General features: G+C 40.2%; 30 protein-coding genes. 23 read left to right on the plus strand and 7 right to left on the minus strand.

Going from position 1 to position 26,056, the window contains the following annotated elements:
- Window positions 1-6: 6 nt before the first annotated feature.
- Together LKD71_RS08450 and LKD71_RS08455 are read left to right on the plus strand one after the other, a co-directional pair.
- Window positions 7-1,152 (plus strand): aminotransferase class V-fold PLP-dependent enzyme, encoded by a 1,146-nt coding sequence (locus LKD71_RS08450; protein WP_227615069.1) that lies wholly within the window; start codon window positions 7-9, stop codon window positions 1,150-1,152.
- A 28-nt stretch (window positions 1,153-1,180) separates the two neighbouring features.
- Window positions 1,181-3,358 (plus strand): DUF262 domain-containing protein, encoded by a 2,178-nt coding sequence (locus LKD71_RS08455; protein ID WP_227615070.1) that lies wholly within the window; start codon window positions 1,181-1,183, stop codon window positions 3,356-3,358.
- Between the two features lie 631 nt (window positions 3,359-3,989).
- Here LKD71_RS08455 and LKD71_RS08460 read toward each other — a convergent pair.
- Complete coding sequence (locus LKD71_RS08460) at window positions 3,990-5,360, minus strand: relaxase/mobilization nuclease domain-containing protein (protein ID WP_227615071.1); 1,371 nt, start codon at window positions 5,358-5,360, stop codon at window positions 3,990-3,992.
- Window positions 5,327-5,650, minus strand: a complete 324-nt coding sequence (locus LKD71_RS08465; protein WP_227615072.1) for a MobC family plasmid mobilization relaxosome protein — start codon at window positions 5,648-5,650, stop codon at window positions 5,327-5,329. The genes LKD71_RS08460 and LKD71_RS08465 overlap by 34 nt, the downstream gene beginning before the upstream one ends.
- Window positions 5,651-5,933: 283 nt before the next feature.
- On the opposite strand from LKD71_RS08465, the gene LKD71_RS08470 reads away from it, so the two are divergent.
- Complete coding sequence (locus LKD71_RS08470) at window positions 5,934-6,689, plus strand: 8-oxo-dGTP diphosphatase (RefSeq protein ID WP_227615073.1); 756 nt, start codon at window positions 5,934-5,936, stop codon at window positions 6,687-6,689.
- A gap of 72 nt (window positions 6,690-6,761) precedes the next feature.
- On the opposite strand, the gene LKD71_RS08475 is transcribed toward LKD71_RS08470, so the two are convergent.
- The 3 genes from LKD71_RS08475 to LKD71_RS08485 all read right to left on the minus strand — a co-directional run bounded on the left by LKD71_RS08475 (window position 6,762) and on the right by LKD71_RS08485 (window position 8,173).
- Window positions 6,762-7,055: a hypothetical protein gene (locus tag LKD71_RS08475; RefSeq protein ID WP_227615074.1), complete on the minus strand. Its 294-nt coding sequence runs from the start codon at window positions 7,053-7,055 to the stop codon at window positions 6,762-6,764.
- A gap of 33 nt (window positions 7,056-7,088) precedes the next feature.
- On the minus strand, window positions 7,089-7,643 hold the full coding sequence (locus LKD71_RS08480) for an ImmA/IrrE family metallo-endopeptidase (protein ID WP_227615075.1): 555 nt from the start codon (window positions 7,641-7,643) through the stop codon (window positions 7,089-7,091).
- Between the two features lie 77 nt (window positions 7,644-7,720).
- Window positions 7,721-8,173, minus strand: coding sequence for a helix-turn-helix domain-containing protein (locus LKD71_RS08485; protein WP_227615076.1), 453 nt, complete (start codon window positions 8,171-8,173; stop codon window positions 7,721-7,723).
- Window positions 8,174-8,367: 194 nt separating this feature from the next.
- Between LKD71_RS08485 and dinB the strand changes: the two genes are divergently transcribed.
- The 9 genes from dinB to LKD71_RS08530 all read left to right on the plus strand — a co-directional run bounded on the left by dinB (window position 8,368) and on the right by LKD71_RS08530 (window position 16,935).
- Complete coding sequence (dinB, locus tag LKD71_RS08490; RefSeq protein ID WP_227615077.1) at window positions 8,368-9,612, plus strand: DNA polymerase IV; 1,245 nt, start codon at window positions 8,368-8,370, stop codon at window positions 9,610-9,612.
- A 20-nt stretch (window positions 9,613-9,632) separates the two neighbouring features.
- Complete coding sequence (locus LKD71_RS08495; RefSeq protein ID WP_026650126.1) at window positions 9,633-9,872, plus strand: hypothetical protein; 240 nt, start codon at window positions 9,633-9,635, stop codon at window positions 9,870-9,872.
- Window positions 9,873-10,146: 274 nt separating this feature from the next.
- Complete coding sequence (locus LKD71_RS08500) at window positions 10,147-10,692, plus strand: hypothetical protein (protein ID WP_227615078.1); 546 nt, start codon at window positions 10,147-10,149, stop codon at window positions 10,690-10,692.
- 434 nt (window positions 10,693-11,126) lie between these two features.
- Window positions 11,127-11,687: a sigma factor-like helix-turn-helix DNA-binding protein gene (locus tag LKD71_RS08505; protein ID WP_227615079.1), complete on the plus strand. Its 561-nt coding sequence runs from the start codon at window positions 11,127-11,129 to the stop codon at window positions 11,685-11,687.
- A gap of 64 nt (window positions 11,688-11,751) precedes the next feature.
- Window positions 11,752-12,309 (plus strand): hypothetical protein, encoded by a 558-nt coding sequence (locus tag LKD71_RS08510; protein ID WP_331466413.1) that lies wholly within the window; start codon window positions 11,752-11,754, stop codon window positions 12,307-12,309.
- Window positions 12,310-12,386: 77 nt separating this feature from the next.
- Window positions 12,387-13,154 carry an ABC transporter ATP-binding protein gene (locus tag LKD71_RS08515; RefSeq protein ID WP_227615080.1) on the plus strand — a complete coding sequence of 256 codons (768 nt, stop codon included), beginning with the start codon at window positions 12,387-12,389 and terminating at the stop codon, window positions 13,152-13,154.
- Window positions 13,144-15,216, plus strand: coding sequence for an ABC transporter permease (locus LKD71_RS08520; protein ID WP_227615081.1), 2,073 nt, complete (start codon window positions 13,144-13,146; stop codon window positions 15,214-15,216). The genes LKD71_RS08515 and LKD71_RS08520 overlap by 11 nt, the downstream gene beginning before the upstream one ends.
- Window positions 15,217-15,235: 19 nt before the next feature.
- Window positions 15,236-15,913, plus strand: coding sequence for a response regulator transcription factor (locus LKD71_RS08525; RefSeq protein WP_227615082.1), 678 nt, complete (start codon window positions 15,236-15,238; stop codon window positions 15,911-15,913).
- Between the two features lie 113 nt (window positions 15,914-16,026).
- Window positions 16,027-16,935, plus strand: a complete 909-nt coding sequence (locus tag LKD71_RS08530) for a sensor histidine kinase (protein ID WP_331466414.1) — start codon at window positions 16,027-16,029, stop codon at window positions 16,933-16,935.
- A 49-nt stretch (window positions 16,936-16,984) separates the two neighbouring features.
- On the opposite strand, the gene LKD71_RS08535 is transcribed toward LKD71_RS08530, so the two are convergent.
- The gene (locus LKD71_RS08535) at window positions 16,985-17,233 is read right to left on the minus strand and encodes a DUF6061 family protein (RefSeq protein WP_113999293.1); all 249 of its coding nucleotides are present in this window, start codon (window positions 17,231-17,233) and stop codon (window positions 16,985-16,987) included.
- Window positions 17,234-17,558: 325 nt separating this feature from the next.
- Between LKD71_RS08535 and LKD71_RS08545 the strand changes: the two genes are divergently transcribed.
- The 6 genes from LKD71_RS08545 to LKD71_RS08570 all read left to right on the plus strand — a co-directional run bounded on the left by LKD71_RS08545 (window position 17,559) and on the right by LKD71_RS08570 (window position 22,067).
- The gene (locus LKD71_RS08545) at window positions 17,559-17,825 is read left to right on the plus strand and encodes a hypothetical protein (protein ID WP_227615084.1); all 267 of its coding nucleotides are present in this window, start codon (window positions 17,559-17,561) and stop codon (window positions 17,823-17,825) included.
- A 73-nt stretch (window positions 17,826-17,898) separates the two neighbouring features.
- The gene (locus LKD71_RS08550) at window positions 17,899-18,624 is read left to right on the plus strand and encodes a M15 family metallopeptidase (RefSeq protein WP_227615085.1); all 726 of its coding nucleotides are present in this window, start codon (window positions 17,899-17,901) and stop codon (window positions 18,622-18,624) included.
- A 103-nt stretch (window positions 18,625-18,727) separates the two neighbouring features.
- Complete coding sequence (locus LKD71_RS08555) at window positions 18,728-19,243, plus strand: RNA polymerase sigma factor (protein WP_227615086.1); 516 nt, start codon at window positions 18,728-18,730, stop codon at window positions 19,241-19,243.
- Window positions 19,240-20,004 (plus strand): hypothetical protein, encoded by a 765-nt coding sequence (locus tag LKD71_RS08560; RefSeq protein ID WP_227615087.1) that lies wholly within the window; start codon window positions 19,240-19,242, stop codon window positions 20,002-20,004. The genes LKD71_RS08555 and LKD71_RS08560 overlap by 4 nt, the downstream gene beginning before the upstream one ends.
- On the plus strand, window positions 19,988-20,878 hold the full coding sequence (locus LKD71_RS08565) for an ABC transporter ATP-binding protein (protein ID WP_227615088.1): 891 nt from the start codon (window positions 19,988-19,990) through the stop codon (window positions 20,876-20,878). The genes LKD71_RS08560 and LKD71_RS08565 overlap by 17 nt, the downstream gene beginning before the upstream one ends.
- Window positions 20,862-22,067: an ABC transporter permease gene (locus tag LKD71_RS08570; RefSeq protein ID WP_227615097.1), complete on the plus strand. Its 1,206-nt coding sequence runs from the start codon at window positions 20,862-20,864 to the stop codon at window positions 22,065-22,067. Before LKD71_RS08565 ends, LKD71_RS08570 begins: the two co-directional genes overlap by 17 nt.
- A gap of 358 nt (window positions 22,068-22,425) precedes the next feature.
- Here LKD71_RS08570 and LKD71_RS08575 read toward each other — a convergent pair whose 3' ends face one another.
- Window positions 22,426-22,626, minus strand: a complete 201-nt coding sequence (locus LKD71_RS08575; RefSeq protein WP_227615089.1) for a helix-turn-helix domain-containing protein — start codon at window positions 22,624-22,626, stop codon at window positions 22,426-22,428.
- A gap of 108 nt (window positions 22,627-22,734) precedes the next feature.
- On the opposite strand from LKD71_RS08575, the gene LKD71_RS08580 reads away from it, so the two are divergent.
- From LKD71_RS08580 to LKD71_RS08600, 5 genes are all read left to right on the plus strand, one after another.
- A complete protein-coding gene (locus LKD71_RS08580) occupies window positions 22,735-23,148 on the plus strand; it encodes a hypothetical protein (protein WP_227615090.1) in 414 nt (137 codons plus the stop codon).
- A 40-nt stretch (window positions 23,149-23,188) separates the two neighbouring features.
- The gene (locus LKD71_RS08585; protein WP_227615091.1) at window positions 23,189-24,643 is read left to right on the plus strand and encodes an RNA-binding domain-containing protein; all 1,455 of its coding nucleotides are present in this window, start codon (window positions 23,189-23,191) and stop codon (window positions 24,641-24,643) included.
- A 124-nt stretch (window positions 24,644-24,767) separates the two neighbouring features.
- A complete protein-coding gene (locus LKD71_RS08590; RefSeq protein ID WP_028086473.1) occupies window positions 24,768-24,947 on the plus strand; it encodes a hypothetical protein in 180 nt (59 codons plus the stop codon).
- Window positions 24,948-25,508: 561 nt separating this feature from the next.
- Window positions 25,509-25,733: a DNA-binding protein gene (locus LKD71_RS08595; protein WP_227615092.1), complete on the plus strand. Its 225-nt coding sequence runs from the start codon at window positions 25,509-25,511 to the stop codon at window positions 25,731-25,733.
- Complete coding sequence (locus LKD71_RS08600; RefSeq protein WP_227615093.1) at window positions 25,726-25,944, plus strand: hypothetical protein; 219 nt, start codon at window positions 25,726-25,728, stop codon at window positions 25,942-25,944. Before LKD71_RS08595 ends, LKD71_RS08600 begins: the two co-directional genes overlap by 8 nt.
- Window positions 25,945-26,056 lie beyond the last annotated feature (112 nt).

Below are 26,056 nucleotides of genomic sequence, written 5' to 3' on the forward strand. Positions count from 1 at the left end.
AGACGCATGGCATATTTTGATAATGCTGCGACAACTTATCCAAAACCAGAATGCGTTTATCAGTATATGGATAAGTTTTATCGCGAATGTGGCGGTAACGCGGGAAGAGGGAATTATGAACAGGCAAAAAGTGCCGGCGAATTGATAGCAAACACCAGGTCAATGATTCAAGATTTGCTTCATTGCCCTACAAAACAGGTTGTCTTTGAGCCGACAGCAACGATTGCTTTAAACCTGATCATTCAGGGAAATATTGAACGCGGGGCACATAATATTTATGTGTCTCCGTTTGAACATAACGCAGTTACCAGAGTTTTGCATCACTTCGAAAAGCAGGAGAAGATTGTTGTAAGACAGCTGACCGTTGGAGAAAACCTTAGATATGATATGGAGCGTATCCGTTATCAGTTTGAGGAAGAAAAACCAGATTTCGTAATCGTATCACATGCAAGTAATTCTTTCGGTGTTGTTGCGCTATTAGAAGATATTTTTGCTTTGGCAAAAAAGTATGGAGCGAGAACTTTAGCAGATATGTCCCAGACTGCCGGTTTGATAGATACAAATGTCGGACTGGAAACTTTTGACTATGCAGTTTTTGCTGGACATAAGACATTGTATGGTCCGACTGGAATTTCTGGATTTGTTATGAATCCAGAAGCGGATTTTCCTGCTGTTTTGTTTGGTGGAACTGGTTTTGAGTCTGCAAATCAGGATATGCCAGAATCTCTACCGCAAAAATATGAAGCAGGAACCTTAAATATTGCAGGAGTTGCTGGTCTATATGCTGCAATTAAGTGGATTAATGAAACAGGTCTTGGTATAATATGGGAAAAGGAGCAGGAACACAGAGCAAAACTGATGGAAATTCTCTCAGGGTACGATTTTATTCATGTCGTTGGTGCGGATAAAGATGTTCCGTATGTTGGAATTGTGTCCTGTCTGATTGATGGAATCAGCAGTGATTCTGCCGGAAATATTTTTGATGAGCAGGGTATTTCTGTAAGAACAGGTTTAGAGTGTGCACCATTAGCACATCAGTTCATGAATACTTATCCTGCGGGGACCATTCGTTTCAGTGTAAGTTATTTTACTTCGGACAAGGATTTCAAAGAACTTAGGAGAGCACTGGATTATATAGAGGATAATTTATAACGTGAATATATAAACAAAGGAGAAGACAATGGCTAACTCAAATTATTCTGATTTCAAAGAAATCGTCAGAGACATTGACGACAGAAAAATCTTGTTGCCTGATTTCCAGAGAGATTTTGTATGGAAAGATGAAGAGAGGCAGAAAAAAATAGTTGCATCTGTACTTACCAAGATGCCAATCGGGAGCATATTACTCTTAACATCCAGTGCTGACGAGTATTGCTCAAAAATAATCGGGCGTAATGCAGACCTTAATACGTCAGATATTACTGGTGATGTGGATTTTCTTTTGGATGGACAGCAGCGTATTACGGTTTTGACGAATGTATTTTCAAATGTAATTCATGATAAATGTCCAAGAGTATCCGAATTGGTCAGCCCATCTTTGAAACGGAGATTCTTTTTAAAGATTCCGAAATGGATTGATGTCCATAACGGAAAAGAAGCGGATTTATTTGGAATTCAGACATTAGCTTTTCCGCTGGCAAATCCAGATGTGGATATTCCGGAATTTCTTTCTGGAGAGATATTATCATTCATAGAAACACAGACTTTTAATGCAAACGATAACAAGCCGTATAATCCTCATAATAACCTGTCGACAGATTTGGATCAGTTCTGTACGAGTTTTTCCAATGGATATCTGATTCCTCTTTATCTTTTGATACAAACAGGAAGAAAAAAAAGTCAGATGCAATTGCGGTTTAAGGACATTATGACCAGAATTTCGGAATATATCAAAAGTGAGATGTACGATTATTTTACGTCTCTTCCTTCTGATGCGGAACAGAGAGCGTTTGTGAAAAAGGTGATGCATGATGATCCGGACGAGTGCACTGAACTTCTTGACAAAGTTACGTATGTAGATGAGTTTGAAACCGTACTTGATAATCGCAAAGACATCTGGGTGGATTCCATGAAAATATATCTTGATTCTTGTGTGAAGACGGTATATCTTTCTCAGATCCGCGTAAGTGCATCCCAGAGAGGCCGTGCAATTGACATTTATGAGAATCTGAATATGGGTGGAGTATCTCTTAATACGTTTGATTTGATCATGGCACGTGTCGCAAAGGTTGATAAAAAGAACTTCCTGCAGCGAATCAAAGAAAGTATTGAGAGTACAAAAACTTATCCAAATTCTGTATTGGAGTCATCCATTAAAACGATTTTGAGTAGTGCATTGACCAATAAAACTTATAATGCAACTTTAAAAACGAATTGTATCAACAAGGGAGAATTAAACCCGAGATATATTGATGCATTTCTTGACGTACTCTGTTTGTATTGTAATAATCCGAGTTTTGATCCTGATAAGTATAAAGTGGATTTTATTAAAAAGGACAAGATCCTGAATCTGGTTCCGGAGGAAATTAACGATAATTGTGAAAAGGTAATTAATGCATTGGATCGTGCCCTTTTCTTTTTCCAGACTCGATGTGGAATCCGAACCATCGGAGAGATTAACTACAACCTTATGCTTGTGCTGGTAGGAACGCTGTTCATGGAAGATAGTTATTTCTATAACTACGAAGTCCACAGATTGTTAGAAGCCTGGTATTGGAGTGTTGTTTTTTCTGGGGAATATGATAAAGATCAGAACTCACACATGATCTCAAATCTCCAGAATATCGTGAGATGCGTCAGTGGAACGAATAGAGATTTGACTTGGTTGAATTCTATTTCTGCCAATGTACTGAAAATGACTAATTTCTCGGATAAAGATCTGCTTCTTATGAATAAGGTAAACGAGGACAGATATCCTAAGCCGGTATTGAGAAATTTCATGTGCCAGTACTTATTGTCTGGAACTTATATGGATATGTTTGATGAAACAAAGAAAATCAGCGTATTCTGTGAGGATGCAGACACTTTGGAAGCCCATCATATCATTCCACTTGGTTCTGCAAAGAAGGTGGGCGAAATTACTGCAGATATCAGAAAGAATCCTCGTCATATCTGTAATTCACCGTTGAATTTTGTATATATTACAAAAGCGGCGAATAAAGATATTTCAGATGATGCACTGGATGCTTATGAAAAGAAAATACAGCCTGCCGCAAAAGCTGCCTTGTTTATTTCATCTTATACGCCGGCAAGTCATGATACAGAAATAAAAGTACGTGGACTGTTAGAAAGCAGATATAGTATGATGCAAGGAACCATTAGCGGAGAGATTAATGATTTATTGACGAATTGGATGTAAGACGTAGCAGCGGCTCAGCGTAAGTTGGGCTACTGTTTTAATATTATAACCAAACACGCACGGATACTCATCAAAAACTACCATCAGATGCATGGAAACTGGTTAAATATGGAATTGTCCATTTGACTGAAAAAATGCATCTGAGGGTGTTTTTTGGATATAGAGAACGAAGGGAATATTTTTCGTAACTTTTTTCTTATTCGAAAAGGTTCCTTACACATGATAGGATATGGTATCCGAATGACCAGAACGAACATCTGCTAATTTCTGGTATTTATGGACTTCTATACAAGCCCGTTTACAACCTGTTATGGTTCTGTAAAGCAGTCCAAAATATAAAATGGAACAGTATATAAGACCAAAAATCATGCCTTTGGTCTTGTATAGTAGCCCAATCAAAATATTGGACTTCTTAATAAGACCACATAAATAGAAGATAGAAAAACAGCAACTTAAGCAATGAAGCCTGGGTTGCTGTTTTTTCTTAAGAATCATATTTTCGTACAAGAAAACTATTCTTCCTTTTCGGCGTCGTATGATCCAAACGGAAGTCTGTCATCTTCATCATCGTATGGGTCGAATGGAAGCCTTCCATCAAAATCTTCTGGTCCGGCAGAAACATTAGGAAACACTAATGTTGAAGAGAGGATGCAACGGTGCGAGAGATATCGTTGTTCGATATTTGAGGAGCATTAAGCAGTGCTGTGAAATTCTGCTGAATGATATCCAGTGTTTTCTGCTTTTTCTGTAGTTCCTTTTTTTCCCGGACGGTAGCAGCTTGTTCAGATTCAAGATTTTCAATCCGCTTCTGGATTTTATTAGAGCTTGGGATTTTGGTAACACCGAGATCCTGAAGCTCTTTTTTTAGTGAATCGTGGAGCTTGTATTCTGCCTGATACTTGGTGCGGTATGCTTTTGGATTATTTGCAGATTTGCAGTTTTCTATTACTTTACGGCAGAGTCGGTAAGAATCGCAGTGTTTCTGAATGATTTTTTGTGTGCTCAGCTCACTGTCGATTTGTGCTATTCTCTGATCAGCCGCTTTAACAGAAGCATCAACATCAGAAATATGCTGCCTGAAATCCTCATAATTCAGTAGGTTATTTTCAGAAAGATAGTTGAAAGTACGAGCCGCTTCTTTCAGGTTATTGAGTTTTGCCCATCGTTCAAATCCTTCTCGATTGCCGGTCGTAACATACGTGGAGATATTGATATACAGGCGGGCTTCTCTGGACAGATGCTTTGGAGTTTTCACTTTACTACGATTTTTAGCCAGACGGATGCGGACATTTTCTTCCGAATAATAGCTTCCGAGAGATTTCATATAAGTGAAGTTTTTCTGCTCCGGTGCACGGAAGGATAGGTGCTTTCCTTGTCGAACTTCATATCCTGCTAACTGCATTTTTTGTAGAAATTCCTCATAGTTGATGGAAGTCCAGATTGCTTTATCAACTGCGACACGTAGCTTGGCTTTCCAGCTGGTGCCACGATGATATTCCATATTCTCTTTATAGCTTTTACCTTTTTCTCCGGTTGGCATACTGGTGGCAAGTCCATTTTCATGGCAGATACGATTACTGATTCTGCAGAGTTTGTGGTAGCTCCGCTTATTGGAAACATACTTGTGATGATCAACAAAACTTGCTGCATTAAAGATGATGTGGTTATGGATATGATTTTTGTCAACATGGGTACTGATCACGTATTCATATTTTCCTTTCAGTGCTTCATCTGCAAATTGCTGTCCCAAGCGATGGGCAGTTTCGGCATCAACTTCTCCAGGTTTAAATGACTGGATCAGATGAAATGCCAGGTTATCGCCTTTGTCCATTCCATTCTTTTTTGCCAATTCTCTTGTCATAGAAAATTCAAGATCTGCAGTTTCCGGGGAACAGCCAAAACTGGAAACTAACAGTTTTTCATCTGTCTTATCTGGATTTGTAATATAGTCCAGAGCTTTCTTGTCTGTTACTTTAATGGGGAAGATCTTAAGATACGCCATAATTCTTTCACCATCTCTTTCAATTCTTTCATTTCTTCCGGATATAGATCTCCGGTGGTATTTACCTTTTTTGCAATCTGGTTGATATTTACGCCAATCTTGTGCATTTCCTCATACTGTTTCTTCAGTGGAGTTGTATCGGCGTTGACGATGTAACCGTCGATTGCCATTTTACGAAGATAAGCTCCCATATTTTTTGTCTTTGATTCAATCATCTTTCTACGAATAAGCTTTTTTTCTTCAGGGGAAACACAAAACAAAATCTGTATATTTCTTTTTCTCTTTGCCATAGGCAGATTCTCCTTTCCTTGGTTCTTCGAAGTAGTGACTTCTGTGATTTTAATTTAGGGCCGGGTTCCCTAAATTGTACTTTCAGCGGGAGTGTATATACACTTCCTGTCCTTGCTATTTACCGGTGGCAAAGCCGCCGGAAGAGAGTCCTTAAAAAAGATCCCTCTATAAATAAGGTACTGAGAGAAGAAAAAGAGGACATCGAAGCTCAGAAGTATGACGCAGGAATGATTCTGTGGTATAGTAAAATCTGAACGAGAAAGAAGAAAAGAGGTCATACCGATGTCACGGAAAAATCATAAGATGATAGATGGAAGACTACTGCAAACGGATAAAAAGTATTCCCAGTTAAAAATGAAGCAGAAAGAAAAGATTGCAGAATGGATGTTTCAGGCAACCAGAGATTATTATATGAAACAATGTACATTTCCGAATGACAAACATCTGGAAGAAGTAGTGGATTCTGTTTATGAAAAAATCGAAGATGCAGAAATCTGGATTCCATACGGGGAGGTCTTCAAGCATTATAAATCCAAACGATCGGATATCAACAAACGTGTCAGAAAATCTCTGAATGAAAAAGAAGAGAGCCGGATTGAGAAGGTCTGTTTTATGAATATGTGTATGATTCAGGATGATGAAGGAAAGGTACTGGCACTGGATAAAGTAAATGATAGCTATACCGGTACAACTTTTCCAGGTGGTCACGTAGAAGCAAATGAGATTTTCCAGAAATCCATGATTCGAGAAGTCTGGGAAGAAACAGGACTTACGATAGAAGCACCGAAGCTTGGAGGATTATATCATTGGCATAAGAGTGGAGTGCACTATGCCATTACCCTGTATAAAGCGAATAAGTTTACCGGAGAATTGAAGAGTTCTGAGGAAGGAAGAGTTTATTGGATTCCGCTGGAAGAGTTGAAAACAAGAGAACTTGCTACAGGTATGGAATACGTTTTGCAGATTCTGGAATCAGACAAGGTGGATGAGTGCTATATGCATCTGGAAGCAGATGGATATGTGGGAGATTTGTATTAAAGAATTTTGTAAGAAATGGCTGCCTGATCATTGGAGAAAAGACAGCCATTCTTTATAAGATACATCATTCATCTATTCTGTTTTTTGCTGTTCACTTTTGGAAGTGAAATTAATATATTTGGCACGTTGTAAAATTGAGATAACTGCATCAATGCTTTCTGGATTGGAAAAGCTCATGATAAAAGGTTCCTCTTCAAATTCCATGGGTTCGAATCCGGGAATCTGATCTGGATTCTTAATTATATGGATGGGACGTGCACTCTGGTTATAAAATGCCAGTTGTGCTGAATCTGTAGTGTTTCCGATGACACCAATACCTACGTCACCTTTTCCAAAATCTATTCTACGTTTATTTAAGTTGATCATATTCAAAAATCTCCTTTTTCAAAAATAGCATATTTAGTAATTTTCTATTATTCCCGAAGTAGGGATATCTTTTAAAAAGTCACTGTTGGAAGTGATCGGAGAATCTATAATCTGAACGCCGCTTCGTTTCATCATTCGGAATTTGAAATCAAGAAGTTCCGGTGGAACTTTCAGTTCAGCGGCAGCCTGGAAAAAGGACATATCAGCGTTAAGCATCTCCAGGACATCTTCATCCTCCAGAAGATAATCAGCGGCAAAGCAATTGGCTTCATATTCACATTGTGATACTCCATCGAATAATTCAAAATCATGAAAACACTTGATCTGAAGGGTTTTCTGATGAAGGAGTGCGTGTCCGATTTCGTGAATCAGGATAATCTGCTGTATGATTTCCGGCAGATCACTGTTAATGACGATGCAGGTCTTTCGACATTCCCGCATACAGAAGCCTTTACAACAGTTTGGATCAGTTCCAAGCGGAAGCTTCTTAACAATAATATGCATAGAGGCTGCAAGGCGGTACGGATCACTTTCCTGATATTTTGTTTTTACTTTATTAACAGTGTCTCTTATACATTTTGAACTCATAAAAACACCTCGATATTTCATAAGATAGTTTGCTGCAAGTATAGAGTAGCAAAAGTGCTGTACGAAAATACGGACACCTATGAATCACATTCTGTTTCAGTGTTTTTCTTTTTCCGTCCAAATGTCTTTTTAGCTTCCATCTTACAGGAAAGATATGCTTTGGTTACAGCCTGATAAAATGCATCTTTGGCTTCTTCGTCCAGTTCACCGCCTGCGAAAAGAGCACGGTTGGCTTCGAGAATCTCATTGATGTCTCTGGCTCCTTTTTCACCAAGCTGTCCATTGACTTCATCAATATAATCCATTTTTTCAATTCCATAAGAAGGATCTGTGATCTCGTCATGTTTCAAATAATCGTAAGAGACATTTAATGCATGAGCGAGCTTTCTCATAGTAGAGATTCGTGCGATGGTGCCGGAACTTTCATAAGCTGCGATCGCACGCTGGGATACGCCGACCAGTTCTGCAAGTTCTTTCTGTGTCAGATGATTTTGTTCTCGTTGATATTTAATCTTGTCTGAAAAATTCATAGTGGGATCCTTTCCAAGTTTTTGAAATCGTAACTTCATCAACTTTATAAAAACTATTGACAGAGTTCATTATCACGTATAAAATACAAACAAATGTTCGTGAAGTTAGTAGAAATTATAATCTATAAACTTCACAAAGTCAATATGAAGCAAAGAACTTTTATTATGATTTTTAAGACTGGTAGGTGAATGTTATGAGCAGGACAATTCTCCATTCAGATATGAATTGTTTTTACGCAAGTGTCGAGATGCTGCATCATCCGGAACTTGCCGAAAAGCCGATGGCAGTCGGTGGTGATCCGGAGGCAAGACATGGAATTGTGCTGACTGCGAATTATATTGCAAAGCGAGCCGGAGTAAAAACAGGTATGGCATTGTGGCAGGCAAGGCAGGTTTGCCCGGAAATAATTTTTGTACCGCCTCGCATGGATCTTTATTTGAGGTTTTCCCGAATGGCACAGGAGATTTACAGTGAATACACGGATCAGAGAGAACCATTTGGGATTGATGAAAGTTGGCTGGATGTAACTGCCAGTACTTCTATCAAGGGAGACGGAATGAAGATTGCAAAAGAGATCAGCAGTCGGATTAAATATGAACTGGGCGTTACCGTAAGTATTGGTGTTTCCTGGAATAAGATATTTGCAAAGCTTGGTTCAGATTATAAAAAGCCGGATGCCATCACAGAGTTTTCCAAAGACAATTACAAGGATATTGTATGGAAACTTCCAGTGGGTGATTTACTTATGGTTGGAAGAAGCACTGAACGGACGATGAAGAAACTAGGTATTTGTACAATTGGAGATCTGGCAGGTGCAGAACCTTCTATATTAGAAACATATCTTGGAAAGATGGGATTGGTACTTCATACCTTTGCAAATGGATGGGATGAAACTCCAGTTTCAGTAGAAGGATATAAAGCACCGATCAAGTCTATCGGGAACAGCACAACAACACCAAGAGATCTTGTTAGTGAATTGGACGTGAAGATAATTTTGATGGCTCTTTCAGAAAGTGTAGGAGCAAGGCTTCGTGAAAATGGTTTCCAATGCAGGACAGTAGAAATCTCGATTCGGGATAATGGACTGTATCATTTCACAAGACAGTGCAAGCTGGACAGTGCAAGTAATCTTACAGAAGAAATTGCCAGAACAGCATTTGAGTTATTTCAGAAAAACTATAACTGGGAACATCCAATTCGTAGTCTTGGTGTTCGAGGATGTGATCTGGTATCAGAAGAGATACCTTATCAGCTTGATTTATTTATGGATGAAACGAAAAGAGAAAAAATCAAAAAAATGGACCAGGTGGTAGATGAGATCCGTGGAAGGTTCGGTTATCAGAGTATTCAGAGAGCATTTATGTATCAGGATAAGATACTCGCACAGTTAAATGCTAAAGAACACACGATTCATCCACAGGCATATTTTCATGGATAGGAGAGAGCAGGTGTTTTGTAATGACAGCTAAAGTGTATGTAGATGTCCTGGCAGTATTCAGCCGGGAAGGAGAATTGATCCCTACAGCGTTTGTCTGGGAAGATGGACGTAAGTATGCGATTGATAAGGTTTCAAAACCGGAGCGTTGTGCCAGTCGAAAAGCTGGCGGAACCGGATACCGTTATACCTGTCAGGTGGGCGGGAAAATCTGTCATCTGACTTATGAAGAAAATTATAAATGGTTTATGGAACGTAAATAATGGCGCCCTAAAAGGGAGCCCTGAATCAGGCCCCCTTTGGAGAGATAGATATTCGATGAGAACATCAGCAGTCGGGGATACATCCTTTCCCGTGAGAACCGATTGCTTTCAATAGATCATACAGTTGCCGGTCAGCCAGAAATAGAAGCTATCACACGGCGGAGATTTCTGCGGAATCTGCATGAAGAGATGTTAGGACAGTGACAGACTGTGAATGGAACAAACAATATAATGATTGGTCTGGCTGCGGAAGCGGTCGGGAAGGAGGACAATTATGCAGAGAATACAGGATATGTTTATCAATATGGAAGAAGTGGCAGAGGATGCTTATAAGAATACGGAATTATTGCTGAGTCAGTATACCAAGGTAATGTTCCGTATTGAGAAGAATCTTGTGGATATTGATTATGAAATGTATGCAGAAGAAGGGAAGTATCTGAAGGAAATGTTATATGATCTGGTAGATTTTGATGCGACTGCAGAGAAACGCAGAATCCAGGAAAAGCTTCTGAATAATGATATGAATCTCTGTTTGCTTGAAATTATGAGAGATTCCCTGATAGCTTTGAGGGATTATCCAAAGAATGGACAGCTGTATTATCGGCTTTTGAAATATAGATATTTTGAAGCAGGAAATACGAATGAAGATGTGATGCTGATGCTGGATGATATGCCAAGCACCACTTATTATCGAAACCGTAAGAAAGCAATCCGGTTGTATGCAACAATGCTCTGGGCATTTACACGACCGGAAAAGATACAGAATAAGATGGAGGAAATAAACTGGAAGAAAAGTGGAAGTAAAGTGGCAGTGAACTGACAGTAAACTGGCATGTGAATGGTATTACAATGAAAATAAGTGCATGTTAGAATTGATATGCTGAGAGAAATAGACCTTCGCAGACGTAATGTTTGCGGAGGTTTTTCTTTTCTAGAAATTGAGGATCACCTTATTTTGTGTAGGGTCAAAGCTATTATGTTGGTACTACATGAAAGTGTGAATCATTTTTTTGTTTTTGTATGTAAAAGACATATTAATAATGTAAAACAAGGCGTCAGGCTGTGTCAAATGTGACATGGCCTTTTTTTATACCCAAAAAACAGGTTGCAGATTTGAAAAAGCTTCCTTTTTAACAGGTAGATGCCGGAAAGGAAGCATATCAAGATGCAGGGAAGAGGCAGGCATTATGCCAGATATCCATGATTTTTCGATTTGTCACAAATCAACAAAAACAACAAATCGGAGGAATAATCATGGAAGAAAGAAAATACACATTTTACGACAGATATCAAAAGGTGAAATACGCTAATATTACTGCAGAGGAGCAGGAAGTTCTTAATATTTCTTATAATAAGGAGCATTATATGTTTGATCAGCAGCATCAGAGAAATAATACAGTATTATTTTGTGGATTAGAATCAGAAAACGGTTGTGCGACAGACTTTATCGCAGATAGCGGATGTGACATTGCATCGGATATCACAACGGAGATTTTTTTCAAAGAACTCTTTAGTGATCTGACAGAGAAAGAAAAGAAAATCGTGAGCGATTATTTTATCATGGGGAAACAGGTTAAGAAAATAGCAGAAGAACTGGGCATCAGCACACGTCAGGTGAGTAGAGACAAAAACAGTGCTTTGGCAAAAATGTTAAAGAAAATGAAAGCAGCTGGATATGAATCATATGCTGAGGCGGCAGGTGCATTTCTGCAGGAAAGCGATTATATTCCAACCCAGATGGAAACACAGAATTCAATTATGAAAAAAAGAACTGGGGAAGTGAGATTGCCATCGGATAACAAGGCAAAAAAATAGATGGATTAACTATCAGTTCTTCGTAACCGAACAGGACGAGGACGGCGAGGAAACAGGCGAGGATGTGACCCGTGACGATAGCTGGAACTATGCCGACATTCTCTGGAACGGCATCCAGGCGAACAAGGTACAGAAAGCCTTTGACAAGCTGAATTATCGGGAACAGACATTGCTGGAGAAACGACTTGCCATCTGCATGACCTGCGGGCGTGTAGGTTTCTGGAAAGACCGTCCCACCTTTGAAGAACTGGCTGTTATGTTTGAGGGCAGCACCGCCAGCGGTGCAGAGCGAGCCTACCGCAGAGCAGTGGACAAACTGACGGAACTTCTGGTTGCTGAAGGTGCAATCCATGCTGTCCGGCTGAAACAAAAATCCAAAACCAAACGAAAAAAGAAAATCGCCGCCGCAATCTACGAATATCAAGCAGACTGCGACAGCGAATGGGGCGAAATTGTATTCGATTTTGAAAGCGGCACAGGGTCGATTGTCCGGCTTGCCGATTGGGATACAATTAAAACGAACTGGTTTGCCAATGAGGCGATCCGGTATATTTTATCATTGTCGCCTGATGCTCTCACAAAATATATGCTCGTCCCCCTTGAGCCGCCACTTATATCTTGAATCCTTACAACAACTGTAAGTGGTATTTGCTGTGTTCCCATGCTATCATTTTATTACAAATGATAGGAGGTATTCACATGAAACCCATTTTGAATATTGAAAATTTAACAAAAATCTATGGCAATGTGCCAAGTCAAACAAAGGCACTGAATGGGATCACCTTCCAGGTGATGCCGGGAGAGTTTCTTGGCATTATGGGAAGCAGCGGTTCTGGTAAATCCACACTGCTCAATTGTATTGCGACTGTGATTCAACCCACAGGTGGAAGCATTCAGGTGGAGGGCGTTAATCTGCAAGCACTCAAGGGAAGGACTCTTGCAGATTACCGTGGAAAAATAGTTGGTTATCTATTTCAGAATTTTGAGCTACTGGATAATCTGACCGGACGTGAAAATATACTGCTTCCAACTTCTCTGCATGGTATACCCGAAAAGGAGAGCAGCCAGCGTCTAAGCCAGTTAGCGAAGTATCTGGAAATCAACGATGTTCTGGACAAATTTCCCTCCAAGATGTCTGGGGGGCAGCGCCAGCGTGTAGCGGCAGCAAGGGCGCTAATCCTGAACCCCAGAATGATTCTTGCCGACGAGCCTACCGGTGCTTTGGATTCCAAGAATGCAAGAAACATTATGGAAAAACTGTCCGGCTTGAACTGCGACGAACAGGCAACGATCTTGATGGTGACCCATGATTCCAATGCCGCCAGTTTCTGCAAGCGCATTCTATTCATCCAGGATGGCATTATTTTTCATGAGCTTCGCCGTGGTGATGAAAGCCAGCATGAGTTCTATGGACGTATCCTGAAGGTGATGGCGCAACTGGGAGGGGGGAGTTCCAATGTTCTCTAATCTGATTTTTCGAAATAGCCACCGCAGCCGAAAGGAAAACGGTCTGTTTTTCAGCTCCCTAGTAATTTCTATTATTGCCTTTTATATGATTCTTTCCATCTCCACCCAGGATGTAATGATTTTTTTGCAAAAAATGGAGAGCGATGCAGTGAACAAACTCTTGCTTCTGATTCCTGTGTTTTACGGAATGACCCTGGGGATTCTTTTCTTTTTGATTTACTTCGCCTGCAAGTATCAATTTGAGCGCAGACGCCACGAGTTTGGTGTCTATCTGATGTTGGGAATGCGCAGAAGCAAACTGTTCTGGATGCTTTTGGTGGAGGATTTGTTAAACAGTATTCTGGCACTGCTCATTGGCTTGCCTACGGCTGTAGTGCTTTCGGAAATCGTTAGTCTTGTCACCGCCAAGCTTGTGGGTATGGGGATCATCGGCCATCATTTTTCTTTGTCTTGGTCCGCAATGAAATGGACACTGGCAGGATTCTTGGGTATTAAACTGCTGGCACTTCTGATTTTGAGCGGAAAGATTAGTCGACAGGAGATTGGAACTTTATTATCCCAGCCGACGAACCGCCCCAAAAAGCAAATGCCCTCCGTTATCTATGGGCTGGCTGCTGTATGCGGAAGTGTGATGTTGGCAGTGGCTTACTACATGGCGATTCAGGGAATTGCATGGACGAAGGTAAGTATGATGGGGCTGACTTTACTGTTGGGTTCGGCTGGTACGATGCTGCTGTTCTACGGAATGCGGGCACTGATTGCACTGATTGTTAAAAAAGGCAATGGAAATAAGCAGCTTCATGTATTTACCTTCCGTCAAATTCAGGAGAATGTCATTCATCAGTCAAGCTCCATGGCAATCAGCTCTCTGCTGATTCTGGCAGCACTGTGTTGCTTTGGTGCAGGCGTGGGAATCGCAGGAACAAACAATCTATCCACCGGTCATGTAATCGACTATACCTTTGAAGATTATACCGTTGAAGATTCGGCGCAGGTTCTTCCAAATATACAGGCAGCCCTGAAAGAAAACGGTTTGGAAAATCAGTTTTCTGAGCTTTTTGAAATGAAGGTTGGGCATATTCGCACCACAGAAGATTATGAGAATGCCTACAGCATGGACGCTGTTATGGACTCTCTTCGGAGCCTGCCCCAGTCGGAAGATCGGGATGTCCTTCTGAACAATCTTGGTTATGCCACATACCCGTATTTGATTTGTCTGTCGGACTATAATCGTTTACTGGAATTGTCCGGCAGGCCCGTCATTAAATTAAGTGAAGATGAAGCCGCTGTTTATATAGGTTCCGACTTTACTACTGTAAATCGTACCGCAATGCTGAACGGCATACTTGCTGAACAGCCTGAAACGGAACTGGTTGGCAGTCCGATTTATCTTACTGGAGAGGTTCAGTCTGTAAATTTGATTACGGATCGTTCTATTACTTTGTCCTTTGCATTGATTCTTCCGGATGAAGCCTTCTTCTATCATACCCAAGGAATGTATGATACGTATGTGAATGCGGTACTTAGTGAACAGGCTATGGAAGGAAATAGCCTTATGACTGCCTATTCTGGTCTGAACGAGGAGCTGGACGAAATAGGTATCGAATATGAAAGCTATCTTCAGAACATGGGACGCCAGCTTTTCTATACTGTAGCATCCAGCTATATCACCCTCTATCTGGCGATTGTGTTCCTGGTGGTTGCCAACACCATTGTGGGTGTTCAGTTCCTGATGAGCCAGCAGAAAACCGGGCGTAGATACCAGACCCTGATCCGCCTGGGAGCCACTTACGAAACCCTTTGCCAGTCTGCCGGAAAGCAGATTGCGTGGTTTATGGGACTTCCTGTATTGGTTGCAGCTGTCAGCAGTCTGTTTGGAGTCAGAGCGTTGTTTACAGGGATACTCTCGTCCCGAACCCGTGGGACAGTGTCTGAAATGCTGCTTGTATCTGCTGCTATGATTTTGCTGCTTTGCGTGATAGAATATATTTATATGAGAGTGGTCAAGCACTCCAGTGATCGGTATTTGCTGACACTGATGCAGCCGCAGAGAGAAGAATAATTGGGAAGGAGGTGCTGTCGTGAAAAAAATTGCTGTTGTGGAAGATGAAGTCTATATGCGGGAAGAACTCTGCAATATGCTCCAAAAGGACGGGTATCTTGTGGAGGCAATCACCGAGTTTGAAGATGCCGCTCAGCTCTTGGCAGCCCTCCGTCCTGACCTTGTGATCTTAGACCTGAATTTGCCGGAGATCAGTGGCTTTCAAATCTGCCAGGAGCTAAAGAATAAAACAGCTATCCCCGTCCTGGTACTGACTTCCAGAGACCAGGTAAAGGATGAACTGCAAGCGTTCCAGTTGGGTGCAGATGAATATTTGACGAAGCCGTGCAGAAAAGACCGGCTTCTTGCCAGGGTATCCAATATTCTCAAAAGGTATGAAGGCCGTACCAACCTCATAGAGGGATTGGATTTCTTGTTGGACCAGCAGACTTACACACTTTATATTCATAACACCTCTGTGGTGCTTCCCAAAAATCAGGGAAAACTGTTGGTTGCTCTTTTGGCCAGTGGTGATGCTCTGGTCACGACGGAGCAGCTTTGCTTAGCACTATGGGGAACCACAGAATACATAGACGAAAATGCCTTGCAGGTTAACCTGACCCGGTTGAAAAAGACGATGTCCGGTCTGGAGATGAAGCAACGAATCGTTGCGGTTCGTGGGATGGGCTATCGTTTGGAAGCGGAGGTATCTCCATGAAGCAGTTTTGGCGCATAATAGAACGGTACTACCCTTGGCTGCTGTTGCTGCTGGGTGTGGATTGCTTTTGTTTTATCATTTTTTGGATTTCTGACATTCAGGCATTTCAGACCTTGATTGGGTTAGTGGTTCTGACAAGCATCCTTCTGTTTTCGGCGATCCTGTTTGTACTAAACAAGCGGGAGACCACCCGCCGGGAGCTGTTCCGGGATTTCCTCAGTGATCCTACCATCTGCAACGAGGAAAGGCTGCTCAGTGTCATCAGCCGGGAAGAAGGAGAATCTATCCGGCTTCTGGCCTCAGTTTTACAGGAACACAAAAATGAGAGTAGCAGTATGGCAGATGCCCTACGGGACTATGAAGAATATGTGGAAGGCTGGGCACATGAAGCGAAAACGCCCCTGTCGTTGCTGACCATGCTTTTGGATAACCGAATCGACGAAATATCGCCTTCCCTGCAAGCTAAGTTGGATTATGTCCGTAGTCAACTTCAGGAGAATGTCACGCAGATGCTTTACTATGCCCGGTTAAAGAGCAGTACAAAGGATTATCGGTTTGAAGATGTCAATTTGAATGACTGCTTGGGGGAAGTTCTGGAGGACTATGCCCCACTTCTGGAAGAAAAGCAGTTTGTAATTCTCAACAAACTGCAATCTGAAACAGTTTATACAGACCGTAGAGGGCTTCAGTTTATGTTGGGACAAATCGTGAGCAATTCCATAAAATATAGCAGTGATAGTCCCATGCTAACGATTTCCATGATACATTCGGAGACCGCAGATGTCCTTTCTGTTGAGGATAACGGCATTGGTGTAAAAAAATATGATCTGCCGTATATTTTTCAAAAGGGCTTTACCGGGGATTCTACTGACAGCCGAAAGAAAGCTACTGGTATAGGGCTTTACCTGGTTAAGAAGATGGCTGACGATCTAAACCTTCGTCTGGAAGCTACTTCCCAGTGGGGAAAGGGCTTTAAGATAGTCATTTTCTTTCCAAAACTGGGATCCAACGGTGGAAAATAATATAAACAGAAAAACGCCCGCAGGATTTTCTCCTGCGGGCAGCATGTTGTCAGCTATCCAAAGGCTTGTATTCTGTTACAGTTTTCAAATAGGTTTCGGGATCGCCGTTCAAGATAAGGTCTGCATATCCAATCGGGTCATTGTAAATCAGATAGTCAAGCTCTGACCGTTGATATATATTGTCGGCAACCTCGTTCTCCACTGCAATGGTATCAATCGCAATCATGCTGCCATCGGCGAATTTCAGTTCTACACAGCAGTTATCCATATTGTAGGCACAAGATATTAAGGTCTTCATGGTATGTCCTCCATAATTCGTAATATAAAGCGAAAATCCCGTCTGACTTCCTGTTAGAAATCAGACGGGATTTGTCCGTATGCACCACGGAAACCGTCAACTAACAGTTGATAAGTAAATTAGTTCCTTATCACTGTTAAGCCAACATGAATAACAAGTTAGAAGTAATCGGCATTGATCATGGCTGGTCAATGATGAAAACAATCTTTCGGGTATTTGTCACAGGTGTTAAGGAGATTACAAGTCTGATGTTATAAGTTACTATGAGCAGAAAACATTCTGGTCTTTATGCTGTTACATGGTGCGCAGCCGCAAAGGAATCAAAATGCTGATAAATCTGATAAATATCAGCTATTCCTCAATGAAGCTTTTGCCTTATGTTGATGACAAATTTGCCGGCTACAGGAATAAAAGCGTTCAGGATTTCAGATTTGCCCTAAGCGAAGGAATTCGTAGCCAGGTATTTTTTGCCACTTTCGTGGAGAAAGTCGAAAACCAGATAAAATCAATCTCTGTCATAAATGCCTCTAAACTGTTTTTACATCGTAGTGGTTATGCAAGTTCTAAATTTAAAAATAATTTTCACGAATAACTAACTTTTCTATATGCTGAATTGTCATAAAATATAGATTATTAAATTTGAAAGCAGATTGAAGGTGATAAACATGAGAAGTTATAAAAGGTATACCAGGCGAAAGAGACTTTTGAAGCAAATCGCTGTGGTTGCTTTAGTGTTTATATTGGGATTTGTGCTTTTGCGGGCTGTTTCGTATATGGTGATTCAGGGTGAAATTCCGATGATTAACAGTTTTAATCTATTTAGAAGAGAAGCTGATACTTCTTTTGGATGGAACTTGATTCTTGTAAATGACGATTATTGTGTTCCCCGTAATTATGAGGTAGAACTCACAGAATTATCAAACGGAGAAAAAGTGGATTCGAGAATCTATCCTCAGCTTCAGCAGATGTTTGATGATGCCAGAGCTGAGGGACTTGAATTATTTGTAAGAGAAGGGTACAGGACAACTCAGGATCAGAAAGATATTATGAATGAAAGAATTCAGCAGTATCAGAATGAAGGCTATTCACGTGGGGAGGCAAAAAAACTTGCGAAAGAATATGTTGCCGAACCTGGAACAAGTGAGCATGAACTTGGGATAGCCGTTGATATCAATGCGGATACGTCCAAGTGTTCTTCGGATGCTGTTTATACATGGCTTGCCAATAATGCATATAAATATGGTTTTATTAAAAGGTATCCTGATAATAAGATAGAAATTACAGGAGTGAACAATGAACCCTGGCATTATAGGTATGTAGGGGTGGATGCTGCCCTGGAAATGCAGGAAAAAGGATTGTGTCTGGAGGAGTATATCGAGACTCTAAAATAAAAATTAAAAAATAATTTATCTTTAACTAACTTTTTATGCTTGTTAGGTGTCTTAGTATATAGGAGGGTAAAATATAGGGGGCAAATGAGGAAGGAGGAATGAGATGACTTCTGACTTCTTATTACTACAGAAAATCAGAAACGGCAACAACCATGCAGGTAATCAGTTTGTTGAAAAATATTATTCTTTTATCTATCAATATTGCTTTCTGCACATCCACAATCAAGAATGTGCAGAAGATATGGTACAAGAAACTTTTGTGAGGTTTTTCGGAGCGCTGATGAGCGGAGCTGAAATAGGAAAGGCGAAGAGCTATCTATACAGCATAGCGGGAAATATCATTAAAAACTACTATAAAAAAAAGAAGGAAATATTATTGGATCAGTTGCCGGATATAGAAAAGGATAATCTGTCAGAGATAGAAATCCGGATTGATGTAGAACGGGCGTTAGATCTGCTTCCGGAAGAAATAAAAGAGACGGCAATCTTGTTTTTCTTTCAGGGGTTAAAACAAAAAGAAATTTCTGATTTATTACATATAAAATTATCACTTGTAAAATATCGTGTTTCGAAAGCAAAAGAATTACTGTCAAAACAGTTGGAGGAGGGAAGAGATTGAAGCAGTATCAGAGAAAAATCAAGGAGTATAAATCCTTGATACAGAAGGAATATATACAGGAAACGGCAGTTTGCACAGTAATGGAACGGTGTTCAGACATTGTGAGCCGTCAGGATAACAGACGGGCGTCGTATTTTGAATTTTTATTTGAGCAGTTCAAATTTATCAAGAAAAGATGGTGGGCCCTGCAGGGAGGAATCCTGTTTCTGCTTTGGATTCTGCTGACGGACTCAGATGGAGGAGCAAATACAGAGCGGACACTGGGGGCTATGTCGGTGATGTTTTCTGTGATGATCGTACCTGAAATCTGGAAGAACCGGAGATTTTCTGCAGTCGAGATCGAAAAAACGGCATTCTATTCACTGCGCCAGATCTGTGCTGCAAGGACATTGCTATTTGCAGCAGTGGATCTGGTTATGATTACAGCTTTTTTCAGTATTTCAGTTTATACGCTACAGATTTCGGCATACCGGCTCATCATAGATTTTCTAGTTCCGTTTAATGTTTCCTGTTGTATCTGTTTCCGACTATTGTATAGCAAATGGAATGATATGGAGTATATTGCCGTTTTTCTAAGTATAGCCTGCATACTGATCTGGACGCTGATTGTGTCGACAGATTCTATTTATCAGAGAATTTCGATGCCGATTTGGGTTGGCTTACTGATTATATCATTTGGTTATCTGATCTTTTGTGTTCACAAATCGCAATGTAACTGCGAAATAAACTGGGAGGTGAAGTCGAGTGGAACTGCAATTTAAAAATGTAACAAAAGATTATGGAGATGTACATGCAGTAGATCACGTAACATATTCTATGGAGAAAGGTGTATATGGGTTATTGGGAGTAAACGGAGCGGGGAAATCCACTTTGATGCGGATGCTGTGTACAGCGATAAATCCGACAAGCGGAGAAATCTTGTGGAATGGAAAGGATATCTTCAGTTTGGGAGCATCTTATAGAGGGATACTCGGTTATCTGCCGCAGAATTACGGGTTTTATCCGGATCTTTCAGTGTATGACTACATGATGTATATTGCATCCATCAAAGGACTCCGTCCCATTGTGGCAAAGAAAAGGGCTTTAAAACTGCTAGAGCAGGTCGGGCTGGCTGAAAAGCGGAAAAAAAAGATGCGGACTTTATCAGGAGGAATGATCCGGAGAGTCGGAATTGCTCAGGCGATGTTGAATGATCCGCGGATATTAGTATTGGATGAGCCAACCGCCGGTCTTGATCCGAATGAGAGAATCCGGTTCCGAAATCTGGTCAGCGAATTGTCGGAAGACCGCCTTGTCCTGCTGTCTACCCACATTGTGTCAGATGTCGAATACGTGGCAAATGAAATCATATTGATGAAAGAAGGAAAATTTTTCTATACAGGAACATCGGATGAGATTATTTTGTCTATGGATATGTCAGTATGGAATTGTACTGTGCCTAAAAGGGAACTGAATAATTATATGAAGAAATATCTGACTGGAAATGTAAGGACAGTTGCCGACGGAGTGGAACTAAGAGTCCTTTCAAAAACGCCGCCGGCAAGGAATGCAGTACAGGTGGAGACAACACTGGAGGATGCATTTCTTCTGTATTTTGGAGAAAAGGCAGGTGATAAAGATGATGTTCAAATATGAGTTGAAAAAGATCTTTTCTAAGCGGATTAATCAGGTCTTGCTTGCGGCAGTGCTTGTGGTGACGATTATTTATTCCGGTATGGCAATCGGAAGTATGCGTTATGTGGATGAAGAGGGGCAAGATCACACTGGGATTGAAGCGGGACGGCTTCTGGCTGAAAATATCAATCAATGGAAAGGAAAACTTACAGCGGAGAAAATTTCCGAAGTAATAGATGATTACAAGACGATATCGGCCAAATATCCAGATGAAATACCAAATACAGAATATGGAAAAACAGTACAGTCATATTACGATATTTATAGTTTTGTAATTGGCATAATGACTCCAGATTCAGAATGGAATGAAAGTGTAGTAGATCAGCTTTCAGATGAACAGCTACAGAATATCTATACAATCTATCAGGACAATATGAAGAAAATAGTGGAAGAGTATGGTACTACACCTGAAAAGAGAAGTTATCTGGAAAGCGTTTATAAAAAGATAGAAATACCTTTTACGTTCGAAGCAAAAGATTCCTGGGCTACGATGACAATGTACGCACAAACTTATGTACTGTTAATGGCAGTGATCATAGGTTTTTTGGTAGCCGGTATATTTTCCGGAGAGTTCCGCCCGGGAACAGAGGATGTTTTTTTGGCCACTAAATATGGAAGATCGAAGGCAATAAAAAACAAGATTTTTGTGGGAATACTTGTGTCAACGGTTACCTATTGGATCGGAGTGGGTATATTGTCTCTTATCTCATTTGCAGTAATGGGAACAAGTGGATTTTTCACACCGTATCAGATTGATGATCCATACAGTATTTATGTTATGACATATGGAGAATATTATTTGCTGATACTTGTGGGCGGATATATCGCAACGATGTTTTGTGCTGCTCTGACTATGCTGGTGACAGTTAAGATGCATACACCGAATTTGGCGGTTTGTATCCCATTTTTCCTGCTTTGTATGATGCCGTTTATCGCAAGAGTATTACCGGCATTTGATGATTTTTTCAATTTGCTGCCGACTGTATTGACTAATATTTTTAATGCAGTGAGGACGCCGATTATTTTTCAGATTGGTTCGTTTGTATTTTGTCAGATTTCGTTCTTGATGTTCCTGTACATCGTATTATTTATTGTACTGTTGCCTTTAATATATAGAGGTTATAACCGATATGGATTAAAGAAGAAATAGTATTACAATCTAGAAAAGGGGTGCACTACTATGCTGAGAAAGTTGAATTGTTTTTTAAACATCGTTATTGGTTCATTCATAGGAGTTTTCATTGGGTTCGGAATTTATAAGTTCTGGCACTTCAAAAACTATCCAAATTTATATGCCATGCAGTCTGCACCATGGTACACAGAGTTGCTGTTGGATGGTGCCTTGGTGGCAGTTTTGGTGGTCGTATGTATTATACTAAAGCTGATTATTTGGAGGAAGTTAAAGCCATAGGTGTCAAGTGAGACTGCCATCAGATCATAAGATGAAAAAATAAACGTAATTGAAAAACCAATCATCAAAAAAGGGCACTGGAGAAAAAACCAATGCCCTACTTTAATTTCAGTATATCATTCGGTGTGCAGTCCAAAAATTCACAGAGTTTTGCAAGTATTGTGAAGTCAATCCTACTTACTTTATTTTTGCAGTAGTTGTTAAGCTGTGTGCGTTGTAAATTACAGGCTTCACAAAGCTTATTTTTGCTGATATTCTTTTCTTTAAGTAGATTTTCTAAATCAATATATACAATCATAACGGCACCTCGTCTTTTCCTAAAATTATAAATACAACTGTATTGAAAAATAAGCTGTGCTGTCATACACTTGTACTATAATACAGGGGGGGATAAAGGAGCGAGAAAATGAAAAAAAGGTGGTTTACCAGCCTGATAATCGGTATAATAATGGTTATAAGCGGTTGTCTTGGATGTTTGCAATATGGGCGTGACATGGATGTGTATGGTTCCTATGCAATGACAGCAGACAATTACCATGAAGAACGGTTGACGGTAGTGGTAAATAAACTGTATGTAGCGGACCAGAAAGTATGTGCAGAAGAAATCGTGAAACGTTGCAGGGAAAATTCATTTAAAAGTGTGCGGTTCAGCTACGATCAGTCGATTCCGAATGCGCTATATGTGACGGTATATTCATCAAAGCGACAGGCAGAAAAAGGAAAGCAGATATTTTCATTTTCTTACTTGCCGGAGGACAGTGATGAAACGTATAATATTGTTAATGATTCGGATAAATTTATGTTGAAGCTGGAGAAATAACACCGCTGATGATACAGCTTAGAAGAGTAGGAGTGAAAGAATGGTAGAAGATACTATGTTTTCAGGGGAATCGAAAAATATTGAGTACAAGGTATCCTTACCTGATAAAAGTGAAAAGTACATGAAGACAATCGTAGCTTTTGCCAATACACAAGGTGGCAAGCTGATTGTTGGAGTAGATGATAAAACACACCAGATTGTTGGTGTGGAAAATGATGTGTTGTTTCAGCTGATGGATGGAATTGCCAATGCAGTTTCTGATTCCTGTGTGCCACAGATCATTCCTGATATTGAGCCGCAGACGGTAAACGGGAAAACAGTTATTGTTGTATCAGTAGAAGCAGGAAAGAATAGACCATATTATCTAAAATCAAAGGGAAAAGATAATGGCACTTATATCCGTGTAGCAGGTACATCAAGACAGGCATTTCCGGAGAAGATAAAAGAACTGGAAATGGAAGGAGCCAGAATCTCATGGGATGAGCTTACTTGTGTGGGTTATCCTGTTTCAGAGGAAGCAACAGAGAAACTTTGTCTGGATATCGAAAAGTTCCGGAAGAAAGCAGGAATGTCAGAACATTCTGTAAAGAAAGAGCAGCTGATAAACTGGAAGATCTTAAAGCAGAGTGAGGGACAACTTCTGGCAACGAATGCCTATGCGTTGCTGACATCAGATTATTTTCTTTTTTCTAAAACACAATGTGCGGTATTCAAGGGAACAGATCGTGCAGTGTTTCTGGATAAGAGAGAATTTACAGGACCGATTTATACACAAATCGAAGAAGCAGTAGATTTTGTATTGAGAAATATTCGGCTTGGAGCAACAATTGACGGATTGGTGCGAAAAGAGAAATATGAGTTACCACCGGAAGCAATCAGAGAAATGATTATTAATGCCCATTGTCACCGTAACCTATTAGACGAATCCTGTATTCAGGTCGCAGTTTATGATGACAGACTGGAGGTGACTTCTCCAGGCGGATTATATAACGGATTAACTTATGAGGAAGTCATGAATGGTCATTCTAAGATCCGGAATAAAGGAATTGCCAACATATTCAGTCAGATGGGACTCGTAGAAGCATGGGGAAGCGGAATTAAAAGAATCCTTAATGCAGCAGAAGCGTATGGACTTTCGAAGCCGAGATTTCAGGAATTCGATAATATGTTTCGGGTAGAGCTGTTCCGTAATTCATTTCCGATGACAAATGAAAAAGAAGACATCGGAGAAACATCGGAGAAACATCGGAGAAGCATCGGAGAAACATCGGAGGCAGAGTGGAGAACAGACCTCAACGATACACAACAAAAGATTATAAAGTTGCTTTCAGAAGATCGTCAATTATCAGCAGTTAAGTTAGCTGAGAAAATCGGGGTTGCCAGTCGAAATATTGAGAACAATATTAAGAAGTTAAAAGAGTATGGTATTCTTATAAGACATGGATCTCCAAAGAATGGTTACTGGGAGATTGTAGATAAAGATCTACAGGAGTGAGAAGTAAATTAGTTCAAGATAGCTCAAGATTAGTCCAAGAGAATATATATATAAATAACAAAAATAGATTGACATTTTGTAGTAATCAGTAGTAAACTGTACTTGTGGAAGGGAAGTGATATGTTTGGCTAGAAAAACACCAAAAGATGGCAAAGAAGAAAACATACGAGTACGGGTGACTCCAGAGCAAAAACAGAGACTTGTTGAGTATGCAGAAAGACACTATCAGAGCATGAGTGGTGTTGTATGTCAGGCATTGGACCTCCTGTACGCAAGAGAAGAACAACAAAATAACAAAGAGTAAAATGGAGTTATTTTGGAGTTTATTTCTTCATAAGCGGTGCGAAAAGCACAAAATCAGAACACACGTTCGAAGTATAAACCTCTAATAATAGCCTTTGCGTGTTATGAAACGCAGTCCGCAAAGGAGTTTGAGTAGCGGACTAAATTGCGAAAAAGCCCATAAATAAAGGATTTGTGGGTAGTTGGAAAGACCAAATGGAGTGCAAATGGAGTTTAAAAAATATTTTTTTCTCTTGTTTATATTCCAGATTCACCTGCAAATTTCGTGAAATCAGTTATTCTCATAAAATATAATTAGAGTGAATATGAAGAACAGTTTGTTTTGATTGAAGTGATTTTCGTCAAGGCAGACTGTTTTTTTTGTTGCCTGCATTTAGAAAAAAGATACCAAAGAAAGGATCTTTATTTTCAATGAGCTAAACTCCATGACACAGTAACCACACTGATGGAGAATTAAAAAACAAAAAAATTTGATAAATTTCGGAAAAGGATGTCCGATTTTGTATCTGCCAGTACAGAGTATATGAAGAGATAAATATTCAAAACACAGGAGGTACTGATTATGCAGAACAAATTATTTTTAAAGGCAGCCGATATATGTGAACTTCTGGAAGTAAAACAGACATCGGCTTATGAGATCATCGGAAATCTGAACAAGGAGCTGGAACAGGGATATCTGACGCTTAGAGGAAAAGTTCCGACAAAGTATTTTGTGAAGCGTTTCTACGGAGTAGAAGATACTTGTGAGATTCCACAGGAAGAGGGAAAGGAATGGTTTCATGCGTAAAAGAAAAATGTATTTATCAGTGGAAGACATTGCAGAACTCTTTGGATTATCAGTTTCATTTGCTTACCGGGTGGTGGAAAGAATGAATACCGATCTGGAAAGCAAGAACTATTATGTGATTCTCGGACGGGTGCCAACCCGCTATGTAGAGGACAAGATCTATGGTCTGGAACATGTTGAGCAGTATTTGAAGGAGGATAAAGTGGTATGAGTATGGTGCAGGAAAAAATGTATATGGATGTGGAAGATGTGTGTGCAATTCTTGGAGTTTCAAAAACTTATGCATATAGTCTGATGCGAGAATACAACAAAGAATTGAAGGC

The organism is Fusicatenibacter faecihominis (genome assembly GCF_020686945.1).
Classification (GTDB): domain Bacteria; phylum Bacillota; class Clostridia; order Lachnospirales; family Lachnospiraceae; genus Limivivens; species Limivivens faecihominis.